The sequence below is a fragment of the Roseivivax sp. THAF30 genome (genome assembly GCF_009363575.1).
GTDB classification, from domain to species: domain Bacteria; phylum Pseudomonadota; class Alphaproteobacteria; order Rhodobacterales; family Rhodobacteraceae; genus Roseivivax; species Roseivivax halotolerans.
Window position 1 is genome coordinate 1,461,132 of the sequence record NZ_CP045389.1, and the last position, 12,039, is coordinate 1,473,170.

10 protein-coding genes are annotated in these 12,039 nt (G+C 55.5%); 6 read left to right on the forward strand and 4 right to left on the reverse strand.

The features are described from left to right. Nucleotides 1-491 precede the first annotated feature (491 nt). Entirely contained in the window at nucleotides 492-1,991 is a 1,500-nt protein-coding gene (locus FIU91_RS07125; protein WP_152461970.1) for a site-specific integrase, read from the reverse strand. A gap of 380 nt (nucleotides 1,992-2,371) precedes the next feature. Between FIU91_RS07125 and FIU91_RS07130 the strand changes: the two genes are divergently transcribed. The 4 genes from FIU91_RS07130 (at nucleotide 2,372) to FIU91_RS07145 (ending at nucleotide 6,132) form a co-directional block, all read left to right on the forward strand. Beyond that, on the forward strand, nucleotides 2,372-3,415 hold the full coding sequence (locus tag FIU91_RS07130; protein WP_172974957.1) for a calcium-binding protein: 1,044 nt from the start codon (nucleotides 2,372-2,374) through the stop codon (nucleotides 3,413-3,415). 16 nt (nucleotides 3,416-3,431) lie between these two features. Continuing rightward, nucleotides 3,432-3,899 (forward strand): hypothetical protein, encoded by a 468-nt coding sequence (locus tag FIU91_RS07135; RefSeq protein WP_152461972.1) that lies wholly within the window; start codon nucleotides 3,432-3,434, stop codon nucleotides 3,897-3,899. A 404-nt stretch (nucleotides 3,900-4,303) separates the two neighbouring features. Next, nucleotides 4,304-5,017, forward strand: a complete 714-nt coding sequence (locus FIU91_RS07140; protein ID WP_152461973.1) for a hypothetical protein — start codon at nucleotides 4,304-4,306, stop codon at nucleotides 5,015-5,017. A gap of 464 nt (nucleotides 5,018-5,481) precedes the next feature. Next, complete coding sequence (locus FIU91_RS07145; RefSeq protein ID WP_152461974.1) at nucleotides 5,482-6,132, forward strand: class I SAM-dependent methyltransferase; 651 nt, start codon at nucleotides 5,482-5,484, stop codon at nucleotides 6,130-6,132. A 179-nt stretch (nucleotides 6,133-6,311) separates the two neighbouring features. Here the strand turns inward: FIU91_RS07145 and FIU91_RS07150 are convergent, their stop codons facing one another. Further along, complete coding sequence (locus FIU91_RS07150; RefSeq protein WP_152461975.1) at nucleotides 6,312-7,535, reverse strand: GNAT family N-acetyltransferase; 1,224 nt, start codon at nucleotides 7,533-7,535, stop codon at nucleotides 6,312-6,314. Beyond that, nucleotides 7,532-8,578, reverse strand: coding sequence for a hypothetical protein (locus tag FIU91_RS07155; protein ID WP_152461976.1), 1,047 nt, complete (start codon nucleotides 8,576-8,578; stop codon nucleotides 7,532-7,534). Before FIU91_RS07155 ends, FIU91_RS07150 begins: the two co-directional genes overlap by 4 nt. Before the next feature lie 328 nt (nucleotides 8,579-8,906). Between FIU91_RS07155 and FIU91_RS19375 the strand changes: the two genes are divergently transcribed. Further along, nucleotides 8,907-9,797, forward strand: coding sequence for a hypothetical protein (locus FIU91_RS19375; RefSeq protein ID WP_172974958.1), 891 nt, complete (start codon nucleotides 8,907-8,909; stop codon nucleotides 9,795-9,797). 589 nt (nucleotides 9,798-10,386) lie between these two features. Further along, nucleotides 10,387-10,878, forward strand: coding sequence for a hypothetical protein (locus FIU91_RS07165; protein WP_152461977.1), 492 nt, complete (start codon nucleotides 10,387-10,389; stop codon nucleotides 10,876-10,878). A 222-nt stretch (nucleotides 10,879-11,100) separates the two neighbouring features. Here FIU91_RS07165 and yghX read toward each other — a convergent pair whose 3' ends face one another. Continuing rightward, nucleotides 11,101-12,015, reverse strand: coding sequence for a YghX family hydrolase (yghX, locus tag FIU91_RS07170; protein WP_152461978.1), 915 nt, complete (start codon nucleotides 12,013-12,015; stop codon nucleotides 11,101-11,103). Nucleotides 12,016-12,039 lie beyond the last annotated feature (24 nt).

The following is a 12,039-nucleotide window of genomic DNA, read 5'->3' on the forward strand; positions in this document are numbered from 1 at the left end:
TCCTCATTTGATCGAGCAGCATAGAGATATTCCGCTCGGATCAATTCGATCAACCGATGCAGAGCACCTGCATTTAGTTCCGCTGCACGAATCTCATCGCATAGAGCCGTCTTTTGCGGTCTATGTGTAAAGCATCAGCCAAGTTTGAGATCGAACTGCATGAACATCTCTCACGCTGCGTGGACTTGCTTACCAGTTTGTTTGATTTAATCGCCACGATGCTTCCAAGTTTCGCGTCCAGCGTTCCAATTTTTGAGCCAAGTATGTCGAGAATTAATTGGGTTTGAGTTGGAAGAATTATTAGAATGCTAAAAATTGAATGTCGACCAATCGAATTCTTCGACAAAAGCGTCTACCACACCTCAACGCGGAGTGCGTTTGCTTTTCGGGCTGGCGGAGATAAAAACTCTATGTATCACGCACGGCGCTGCTAAGCGTCCGTCGCGTGGATGCCAGAATTATGTATTTAACCTCGCTTTGTTAATTCCAAGTCAGTTTATTCGCGTGCCCTCCGCGCGATCAAACACTTCGGCAACTTCTGCTGCAGGTCTTGCGAACGACTTTTTCGGCTTTGATGTATCGGGTATCGTTCGTGCGTAGGCGCGCCAGTCTTCCGTCTGAAGCGATGTCCACAGTTTAGCCAATTGACAGGCACGACGTTCCATTTCATCCCGTTGCTCACGGCTTAAAGGGCTGAACCTCCGCCTTATCTGCTCTTCCCGGAATTGCTCTGCGAAGTGACCGTATGTGTTGCTGACGGTAAGGCTGTTAGCGTGTCCAAGTTGTTTCGCTACGATATCGATCGAGACGCCCTGCCGGACAAGATCGCTAGCATATGTGTGGCGTAGAACATGAAACACAAATGCACTCGGCAAGCCTGCGGTAGAAACAGCGCGTCTAAACAGCCGTATATGCTGCTTCACCCAAGGTTTGCCCATATCCGAGACGAAAACATGATCTTGCCCCGATTTTCCTTCGCACTGCGCCAGAAAGAACGCCATCCCCTCGTCTGGTAGGAAGACGAAACGCGCTGGTGATCGCTTGAACGCCGCTACCCGAATTCCAAAACCTTCCCTGGCTACGTCTTCGACGCGAAGGCTTCCAAGTTCACCAACACGACAGCCGGTGTAGAGAGCAGCAAGCACAAGCCGTTTTAAAGCAGGCGTCGAGGAAGCCAGTAGCCGATTGCATTCTTCGCGATCAAGAAAGATCGTCCTAGGGGAGTGGTTGACTGGAATTCGTTTTAAGCATCTCCATGGGCGTTCTGATTGTATTTCCGCATTATCCCAAGCATGACGGAAAGCCATCTTCAGAATTGTAACGAGAGAATTAAATGTGCGTTTTCGCTTTCTGAGCTGATCTGCTGTCAGGGGGCCTTCATTAGACTTCAACTGGCGTTCCATGAAGCCGTATCTTGGGGGCGTATCAAGAACACGTTGCGCTAGATCCTTAAGATTCTTCGCCGAAAAGTCTTCAAGAGGCAAATGCGCGAGATAGGGTATCAAATGATAATTTATCAGCACTAAATTGTTATAGTGGCCTCCCGGGGAGCGGGATAGACGTGTCCATTCCGAGTAGTCTTTGAGCGCGTGACCGACCGTATACACCTGACCAATCGGACAGAAGCAGACCTCGCTCGTTTTTCCGAGCGTCGCTGCTTCATTCGCAGTAGATTTAACTTCTCCGGAGTCGAACCACTCAAGTGCTCGGCATACTGCTGTTTGATACGTGATTGAGCCGCGACCTATATCTATGGCGGGTCCAAGACACTTCTGACGATACTTCTTGTCTTTCGTCAGAATTCGAGCCGTCCAATTGCACATTCGGAGATCGGGACGATGAATGCCGATGTGCCTGCATCTATACATTGAATGCCAATAGGGTGTCTCACGGAATGGCAATGCCGAAACTTGGCTTTCTTCGGCAAAGCGGCACGGGTTCCTCAGGTGTTCTGTCTTCATGAAGGCCGCTGCTAAAGTTTCATAAGACATCAGATCGTCCTCGCTCAAGGTTGCGATGTGTAGAGTAGCGCCATCTGCACGACGAAGCGCGGCCTAAGTGAATACTCAGGGTTGTATTGACCCCACGTTCGCGCAATCTAGGGTAATCTACACACACCGCAAAACTTACGGCGACGCCAGATCACATGCTGATTGAACGTCGCCGCTTTTGTGTCGAGCTCCCGCTGCGTTGATTTTTCGGCTCGCTTTGCTCGACAAACCCTTAGATTAGACAGCCTAGCGACGACAAACAGCCGATGTTCGTGCCACTGTTTCCGTATGCGCGATTGTGTCCGAAATTGGGCGGAAAATCCGCGTTTTCGTGTCAGGTTGATGCAAGTTCAGTGATTCTGCATCGTATGAGGACCGACATGGAATATTTGCTTTTGCTCCTGGCCGGCTTTGCTGGCCTCGCCTTTGTCGGCGGTAGTGATGATGGAGGCTCGTCCGACGACGATGACGACATGGACGTCCCTCCGACTGATGGTGGCGGTGATGGTGAAGGATCCGGAGACGGCGACTCGCTCAATGATATCGTCTTCGGGACCGATGGTGACGACGACATCGAAGGCACGGCCGACGCCGACACGATCGTCGCACAAGAAGGCAACGACACGATTGACGGAGCCGAAGGTGATGACGTTCTCGACGCAGGAGAGGGCGATGACGTCGTCAATGGCGGCGATGGATTTGACTCCATCTATGGTGGCCCAGGCAACGATGAATTGAGCGGTGGAAACGGCGATGATCTAGTTGCCGGCGAGGCGGGCGACGACACAATCACTGGTGGGGCAGGCTTCGACCAATTGTTTGGCGATGAGGGCGACGATCAGCTGTTCGGTGAGGCCGGCAACGATGAACTCGTTGGTGGCGAGGGTGATGATACGCTCGAAGGCGGTGACGGGTTCGATAGGCTTTTCGGCGGTCCAGGCAATGACAGTCTCAATGGCGGTGCCGATGACGACTTTCTGCGTGGCAATGAGGGCGAAGACACCCTCGAAGGCGGAGACGGAAATGACACCATTTGGGGATATACTGACGGCGAGAATGACGAATTCTTCCGCGACCAGGATCTGGTAGATCCCGATGAAATCAATGGCGGTGACGGTGACGACCAGATAATCATGGGAAGTGGTGATGTCGCCACGGGCGGCTCCGGCAGCGATATCTTTTACACCGGCAGCTGGGTTGATCCTGCTTCTCCGCCCATTATCGAAGACTTCGCTTCCGATGACATGCTTCTCTTCACCTACTCAGAAGCAGAGGGGCTGAACGCTCCGATCACAACAGAGCTCGATACCACCACTGGTGATACACTCGTGCGCGTCGGCGATCAGACAGTCGCAATCATTCGCGCCGGTGCCACGATTAGCGACGATCAAATTGCCGGTATCGGCAGAGACTTCTTCGTGTGAGATAGAAGGCAAGAGCATGAAACGCATATTTTCCTCCGCCCTGGTTTTCTTTGCGCTGTTGACGATGCCAGTTATGGCTTTGAACCAGCCGCCAACTGAGCCTTCCTATGATCGTCCGAGCTTCGATCCGCCATCGGACCCGCCGGGAAATCCTCCCGGAGGGAACCCTCCGGAGCGATCGCATGACGGAGGACCCAATCCCAAGCAGCCGCCGAAGCGGGTCGTGGCTCCACCACCGGTCGAACACATTGTCGTCTGTGAGCCGGTCGGACATCAGATGCAGGTCAAATTCTCCCCAAACGTGGAGCCGAGATTCTACAAGGAAGGCCAGAAGTTCTGCCACAAGCTGCATCCACCGAGGGCGGTAACGCTGCGCTGTGTGGACGACAAAGGCTCACGTCAGATCCAGGCAACAAGTAGCCTCGGCAAATACGCATCGAAGAAAGCGAACCGCTTCTGCATGTGCATTTGGGGACTCGATTAACTATTTGTGATCGAAGGAAAAGCTTGCAGAATCGCTACGAACAAGTAATCTGAATGAGTGTTCAGCAGACACAACCCAGGGCCCCCGTCGCACTGTTGCCCCAGCGACGGGGGCAATCTTTTTTAAGAAATGCGTGCTCACTCGATTTGCTTGAGACAATGCGTCATTCCGACGATTCTATCCCTGAAGGCGCTTCAGGCTGATTTGCAGCCTCCGCCATGGTTTTGGACTGGAACGCCGGCAGTATCCAATCTACGGGGCGCGGTGATTGTGGATGCGGATCTGTGAGAGGTCCATATCGCTTTGCATATGCCAGCAGGGCTTCGCGCAGAATGTTCTCGACTTCGCTCACGGCTCTCTCCAAATCTGCTTTTCAATGACCTTCAGTCAGATTGGTTAACGAAATGTTAACGGTTCTCCCTGACGACAGCCCCGATCTGCAGTATTCGCCTCTGCTGCGTGCGGCTCGTCTGACACTTCAATTCTCCCAAGATAACGGCGGCATTGGTCTCACTGCTTCTGGCGCTTTCAAACGCGTCTTCGTGCACTGGGCGGCGGATCAATTCGACTGGCCGGGCATGGGGCCGGATGAACTCTTCGCCGTCAACAGGGTGCTGAATGAGTATGACTTCGTGCCACTGGAGATCCTCCACTTTATCTTGGTGCGCATGAAACTGGGGCGGCATTATAAGGGCACATTCCGAGTAACGAAGCGCGGCGCGGAGTTTCTTTCCTCGCCGGGAGCGCTCTTTGCCGAGATGATTCCGTTCTTCTTGTTCGAGCTTGATCACACTTCATACGCGCGGTTCGAAGACCGCCCGATTGGCAATTGGGACGTCTGGCTAAACTTTCTTAATGTCGAGGCCGACCAAGGCGCACGCGCTGGCGACCTGTTCGAGGTGCTATATGGCCCGGTCTCGGGAGAGGAGAACGATTGGCGGGCATTTGGAGCCTTCCGCCAATGCGTTTTGGAACCTCTTCGGTGGGCGGGGCTATTGGCGGAGGTGTCAGAGCCAAAGCAGCGTCTCGAAGAACGACACTACGTAAAGACACCGCTGTGGCGCTTTGCGCTTTCGCTCGACACGGGTGAGGCGCTTCTGCCTCCACAGCTGCACTAATATCGAAGGTTTCCTCAAGCACTGCTAAAAAATCGTTCGCGCACGGTGGCGGATGAGCGCGACGAACGCCGCAGAGCAAAGTGCAGCTTCCTCGGAGCCGCTGAACGGGGCGGGAAGGTGGCAAGAAGGGACGCAGCGCTGCAAGCAAGACGTCCTAGATCCCTATGAGTTTGACTCACTGGGCACTTTTTTTCGTATCAGCGGCTGCGACGAACCCTTGGAGTTTTCGTTGAGAGATCTCGGTCAGTATTGAGCAGGGGCGGAGGTTACCAGCTTTGTGGCGCAGGTTTTCGAAGCAGCGGTTCAGTTTTTTGCGCCTTGTGGTATCAATCTTTAATGCCAGCTTTGCCGCTCAAAGCACATATGCGCGGACCCTACAGCCAAGCGTATGACAGAGGGAGCTGAGGCGTTGCCCGCCGCGTGTGTCCCTATTGTCGCTGCAAACCGACCGAAGGACCGAACGAATGACCTCCGATCCCTCAAAGCCTGGGCAAGCATTCGACCTCAAGACCGGAACAACGGATCCTCGAGCAGTGTCTGACTACTACGACGACTGGGCGTCAACTTACGATGAGACGCTTAGATCCTGGAACTACCAGGCGCCCTCCGTCGCCGCTGAAAAGCTATTCGCGCACCTTGAAGATGGGAGCGACGTCCTTGATGTCGGTTGCGGCACCGGTCTTTTCGGGCAAGCCATGGCTCGCCATGGCTCGTTTCGGATTGTTGGTCTCGATATCTCAGCGGAGAGCCTGAACCACGCGCATACTCGCGGTGTCTACGATCAGCTAATCAAGCATGACCTCCAGAAGCTTCCCTTGCCCCTTGGGGAAAACTCCATGAATGCGGCTGCCTCGATCGGCGTGCTGACATACATCGAGAGTGCAGGAGATATGCTGCGCGACCTGTGCCGATGTGTCTGTCCGGGCGGCGCAATAATCTTCACCCAGCGCACGGACCGCTGGACGGAGCTCGACTTCGAACAGACATTGAAAGCGATCGCACGGGAAGGCCGTTGGTCTGTGCTCGAGATCAGTGAGCCTCAGGACTACCTTCCCGGAAACGAGGATTTCGGCAAGGACATCAAAATCATTCATACTGTTTGCAAAGTGACGTGATGCGGGCAGCTTTAGCAGTCGGCGGCAACAACTAATTAAACGGGCTCGAAAATTTGATGCGAGATGAGGAGTCTGGGGACGTGCCAATGTATGGGTAGGAATGCCTCAGGCCTCAAAGATGGCTCTATTGCCAGCCAAAAACCGAAGTATCTTAGCTTCAGGTGGCGGTGAAAACGCTCTCAGCGCAAGGACTTGGCGAGTGCCTCAGTGGCGGCCTCGGCACTGGCGACCTCTTTCGCCTTTAGAAGTTGGCGGATCCGATCAATGGCTTGCGGTGTGCAGATCGGATCGAACAGCATGGTCGTATCCTTTGAACGACGGCGGATAGTGAAATAAAGCGCTTCGGTGTCGGCCGCACCATAGCTGTATTTGTAGGGCTCGTTGCCGTGGCAGAAATCGTAGCAGATAAAGCCTTGCGCTATGGCGTGCCTGATACTCTCCATATGCAGAAGCTGGCCAATCCCGCCCTCGTCCGAACTGATTTGCCGACCGCCGACAATGAAATGCAGGATACCGTTCTTTCGGTCTTCTATATGACCCAGCGCGCCGATGGGTGTGTCGCCTTGCCACAGCACAGGCAAAAAGAGGATTCCATCCTCTTTCGCCGCACGTAGGACTTCCCGGTAGTTACGGGCAACCTCGGCCGCCTTCGACGCTCCCTTTTCGCCTTGCCAGCGGATCTGCCAAAGACCCAGTAGAATATCGATGTCGCGCATCGCCGTTGTCGCGTCGGCGACCGTTACGCGAAACTCGCCGCTGTCGATTTTCTTGCGTAGAAGACGGCGGTATTTCTGCCGCTGGTTCGAACTGATGCTGTCCGCGAGATATTGATCGAAGCTTTCGGGCAACTCTACCTGCGGACAAAGCAGGTTGTTCGTTTGCCCCTTGTTGATCATATAGCGCCTGAATTCGACCCTGAAGTCGCCACCCTCGAACGCATCGGTAAAGATCTTTGCACGTCGCGCTTGAGCGATGTAGCGGACCGACAGCTTTGACCAAGGCATGGTCGCACTATGCCTTGCGAGGGCCCGAATCGCCGCAACCTCGACGCCGGGGCGACACAGAAAACCAACGTATTCGCTGAACATCAATCGTCCGCCCGCCTCGATTTCGGAGACAACACTCTGGCGGCTTTCGCTCCAATGGGTGCGATACTTGAGCGGCAGGATTCCGACGATATTCCCGCCTCTTGCCCGGTCGCGCGCGACAAGAACAGACCAGCGAAGGGCGTTGGCCGCGAAGGCGCGATGCAGCCAAGAATAGCTTAGAAAGACGGTCGCTTCGAGATCGGCGTCAAAAAGTTCTTCCCACTCGGCCTTGATCGCAGCCAACCCGTCCAGCGTGTCGATCACCGATACCGTGATCTGTGCCGCATCCGTCGTATCGAAGGTTTCATGTTTCATTCCGCTGCAATGGCACCGCGGGCCGCGAGACCATCCCTCATGATCGATAGGAAAAAGCGTTGTCCATCCGCGAAATCGCGCGCGAGAAGCGCTGTCTCGCGGTTGCGGTAGGCGGCATATTCGCCAACCTTGCAAAGATTGTAGGCAAATTCGGGATGCACTCCGGCATCGTCGAATTTTCGAATGCGCGATTTGGAGAGCCAGCCGCGTTTCACCACTTCCTTCATAATCAGCTTGATGCGCTGGATGCAATGAAAGGATGTATAGAGCCAAAGATAATCGAGATATGTGTCAGCTGCAGACCGATCCTCACTTGGCAAGCAATCCAGGATAATTTTTTCCATGACTTCCGGATTGATTGGCCAAGCCTCGTCAGCAATCAGCCAGGCAAGATCTTCGGCGCCATGGCGGACTCCAGCATATTCAAAATCGAACCATTTGACCGAGTTGCTATTCGAAACTGCGGCATTCCCCGAACGACAATCCCACTTCACGAAGGATCGCGGCCGGGTGACAATTTTCTGGCATAGCTCCGCTCGATTGAGTGTGATGCTCCGCCCGTGCGAAATACTTTCCATCGTATCTATAGCATGGACGAGGTTTTCGACCCAATCATCATTCGCTCCGAGGATCGGCAGAGCGTCTCGAAGGCCCACTCGATTGGCGGCCTTCTGGATGCGGAGGATCGCCTCCACTGCGCTGAAGGCGATGGACGCGCGGTCTGCCTGACCGGCCTTCCAGATCGCCGTATTCAATCGGTTGCCGCCAAGGTCGGACTGGAACAGGACATTTTCTCGAAGACCCATAAACTTAGGTGCGCAGTCGCATTCGGACTCGAGGATTTTCAGAATGTAGGCTTCCAAATGCGTGCGCCGGAAATTTGGGCGCAGCGTAGCGATCACAGAGCGGGATTCGAGCGTAACGCGGATGCTTGCGCGATCAGTGCCGCCAGGGGTGCTGACATGGGTAACACGCTCGCCGAAGAAGTCCTCTGCGAGACGGGTGAGGTGATCGATCCGATCGTTCGGCTCCGATGATGTCATTATCCTGTGCGCCTTCATACCCGCCGCCATTCCCAAGCGTCGAAGCGATCTAAGAATACGATTCGTGTTGGAAGACTGCCCGGACTCGCCAAATTTGAGAAGGATTCTGTCTGAATCCAGGCCTCCAGACATCAATTATTGACCAGTTGATCCTAGATCGGCTGATTGTTTCCATAGTTGATTCAGTCAGAGTGTATTTCGGCTTGATTGAGGCAAAACTTTTGCAGCAAGAAGTCAAAGCCGACACATTTTCCCTCTGCGGCTTTCGACTCTGTCCAAAAGCCGGAGACGAGAGGCCGGACTTTGCCGGCAGTAAGCGGAGGTGAAAATGAAATGGTATTCCTTCAAGTGGGGTTTTAACCACTCGAACGGCTCGGGCCAGCATTCGGCAAGCTCGACCAAATCCTACCATAATGGCGGCGTCGAGGGGCATTCCTTCAGCGCCTGGTATGACGATACGCTCGGCAAAGTGATGCCATCGCTCGAAGACTCGAAAGATAAGACTCACGAGGACGGCAAAGGAGGCACGAAGGGCTCCGGCTCGGACGGCACGAAGGGCTCCGGCTCGGACGGCACCAAGGGCTCCGGCTCGGGTGGCACGAAGGGCTCCGGTTCGGGTGGCACGAAGGGCTCAGGTTCGGGTGGCACGAAGGGCTCCGGCTCGGGTGGCACGAAGGGCTCCGGCTCGGACGGCACCAAGGGCTCCGGCTCGGGTGGCACGAAGGGCTCCGGTTCTGGCGGCACCAAGGGCTCCGGTTCGGGCGGCACGAAGGGCTCCGGCTCGGACGGCACCAAGGGCTCCGGCTCGGGTGGCACGAAGGGCTCCGGCTCGGGTGGCACGAAGGGCTCCGGTTCTGGCGGCACCAAGGGCTCAGGTTCGGGTGGCACGAAGGGCTCCGGTTCTGGCGGCACGAAGGGCTCCGGCTCGGACGGCACCAAGGGCTCCGGCTCGGGCGGCACGAAGGGCTCCGGCTCGGGCGGCACCAAGGGCTCCGGCTCGGACGGCACGAAGGGCTCCGGCTCGGGCGGCACCAAAGGCTCCGGTTCAGACGGCTCATGGATTTCGAAAACCGCGCTGCTACCAGCATTCGAACCCGATGAAGCAGACGACAACATGCTGTTCGAAGACGTTATGTCCTTGATGTCGAAGGAGATCGACGAAGACGATCAGAACGTTGAGGCTGACTCGGACGACATGAGTTACGACATGATCGCCTAAAGGTCCTCAACCGACGAAGGCGTGCGGTATTCTATGCCGCACGCCTTTCGCTAGAACAAATACCAGAACTGGAATTTGGTCCTAACAGCGCGAAAGTCAGCTCGCCGTCCGTCAAACGCGCTGTAGCCCCGTTTCAGATCTTGCGTCCCTATATGAGCGACCGTTGGTGAAATACTTCACTCAGATCAGACGCCTCAGTATGACAAGCTGCAATCTCCGCAGTCCCGCCGTCAAATCTGTTCATACCGAGCCTTCGCGTGCTCTTGACATGAGTCTTCGTCCAAACCCAACGTCGTGTTTTATTGGCTTTTCTCGAGCTGTATGTGGCGCTTGATGGTTATCGCCGTCTACTAATCTTGCTGTAGATTGATTGGATGCAGGAAGTCTTAGCTTGGTCGTCTACGGTCCATAGAAGGGAAATCTGCTTCGGGCAGCGCAAGGCATTCGATCCTTGGGTTTTCTGGGGGTTCCATGCCTACAACTTCTGCTCTCAAGACCGAAGCGTAGGCTCGCTGCGATACCCGCGAGAAGGGTGCGGCTCCTTTTGGCCCTGTTTGCGAGATGCCAGAAACAGAGTAAGCTTCTCCCTATGGCCAGCAATCTACATGACCTCTTAGCCCTGGATGATCCAACTGCACTGCCGCGGATTGAAAGAGCACTGCGCTCCCAGGGCGAGCTTTCCGCTGACCAAGAAGCTGTTTTGGGTGCCTTGGTCTGGCAACGCTGCACCAGTGGCACCGCGGGGTTGCTTGGATGTGTTACGCAGCAAGACTGCGCAAAGCGTATCGATGATCTGCCGGACCAACTTGCACGAATAGGGGCCGAAGATGCTGCTGAGGCGACAAGAGCTTTGCGCGATGCAATCCCACTCGACGACGAGACACTGAGGCATGGCATAGCGGATTGGATAGATACGCAAAGCGACGTCTACAATAAGGCCCAAGAGCTGGACAACGGTCTCCGAGGGGTTGATCGGGTGATCTGGGACTTCATGAAAGACCCGGAAACTGACATCCCCGACCTTGAGATACCAACCCGCATGGGCTCCATCGTGTCGTCTGTAACCGGGCTGTTTCGCTAAAGCGGTGATGAACCAACGCTGGGGAGATAGACCGACTAAAACCCCAAGACGGTTATGCCGTGCAATTTATGGGCTAGCGCAGGCTTTATGTTGTCAATGGCATCGAAAAGCATTGAATAGCCCCGCGCTTCGACATTGACCGATACGTGCTGACGTTCATAGCGCGTCAGGCTGCCGTTGAGTGAGGCATCGCGCCCGCCAAGAGGCGGACGCAATTCTCTTTCAGCCCGCGAGATAGGTCCGGAACCAAGCGACCATGCGCTCCTCGGCCAGCATAGCGGCAGCTTCATCGTAGCGAGGTGTCGTATCGTTGTGAAAGCCGTGGTTCACGCCGGGATAGATATGCGCTTCATAGCGCTTGTCGTTCTCCTGCAGTGCTTTCTGAAACTCGGGCCACATAGCATTGATCCGCTGGTCGAGCGCCGCAAGCTGGATCATCAAGGGAGCCTCGATCATGGCAACTTGCCCGCTCTCCGGCGCTGCGCCGTAGAAGGGAACCCCTGCCGCCATCTCGGGATACGCCACAGCCAACTTGTTCACCACGCCGCCACCGTAGCAGAAGCCAGTCGCGCCGACCTTGCCGTTCGTGTTCTCGAGCGCCTGCAGGTATTCGAAGCCGGCAAAGAAATCGTTTAGCAGAGCGTCTTGATCGAGACTGCGCTGCATTTCCCGCCCCTCGTCGTCACTGCCAGGATAGCCACCCAAGGACGACAAGCCGTCTGGTCCCATGGCGACAAAGCCCGCCTTCGCAAGGCGCCGCACCACGTCGCGGATATACGGGTTCAGGCCCCGGTTCTCGTGAACAACCAGCACCGCGGCAGGCGGGTTGTCGGGGTCCACCTCAGTCGGCCTGACAAGATATGCGGTGATCTCACCCGTCCCGTCTGGGCTTTGATAGGTGATGTCCTCGCCCACGATGTCCGGATCATCTTCCGCGACTTGCTGGGCGAGAGCATAGTTCGGCGCAAGCGTTCCGAGGATCGCCGCAGCGGTCAGGCCACCGACGGCCCATTTTCCAGCGCGATCAAGGAACTCCCTCTTCGATATTTTCCCGTGGGCGTAATAGTCGTAGAGATCCAGCAATTCCTGGTCGAAATCTGCCGCGGTGAGCCTACGCGGCGGGACATTTTGGTTCATGAAGGTGCCTCCCTAGCAATAGGA

Coding starts and splice junctions, on each gene's coding strand:
- FIU91_RS07125 (WP_152461970.1), bottom strand. CDS start 1,991: ATGTCTTATGAAACTTTAGCAGCGGCCTTCATGAAGACAGAACACCTG.
- FIU91_RS07130 (WP_172974957.1), top strand. CDS start 2,372: ATGGAATATTTGCTTTTGCTCCTGGCCGGCTTTGCTGGCCTCGCCTTT.
- FIU91_RS07135 (WP_152461972.1), top strand. CDS start 3,432: ATGAAACGCATATTTTCCTCCGCCCTGGTTTTCTTTGCGCTGTTGACG.
- FIU91_RS07140 (WP_152461973.1), top strand. CDS start 4,304: ATGTTAACGGTTCTCCCTGACGACAGCCCCGATCTGCAGTATTCGCCT.
- FIU91_RS07145 (WP_152461974.1), top strand. CDS start 5,482: ATGACCTCCGATCCCTCAAAGCCTGGGCAAGCATTCGACCTCAAGACC.
- FIU91_RS07150 (WP_152461975.1), bottom strand. CDS start 7,535: ATGAAACATGAAACCTTCGATACGACGGATGCGGCACAGATCACGGTA.
- FIU91_RS07155 (WP_152461976.1), bottom strand. CDS start 8,578: ATGACATCATCGGAGCCGAACGATCGGATCGATCACCTCACCCGTCTC.
- FIU91_RS19375 (WP_172974958.1), top strand. CDS start 8,907: ATGAAATGGTATTCCTTCAAGTGGGGTTTTAACCACTCGAACGGCTCG.
- FIU91_RS07165 (WP_152461977.1), top strand. CDS start 10,387: ATGGCCAGCAATCTACATGACCTCTTAGCCCTGGATGATCCAACTGCA.
- yghX (WP_152461978.1), bottom strand. CDS start 12,015: ATGAACCAAAATGTCCCGCCGCGTAGGCTCACCGCGGCAGATTTCGAC.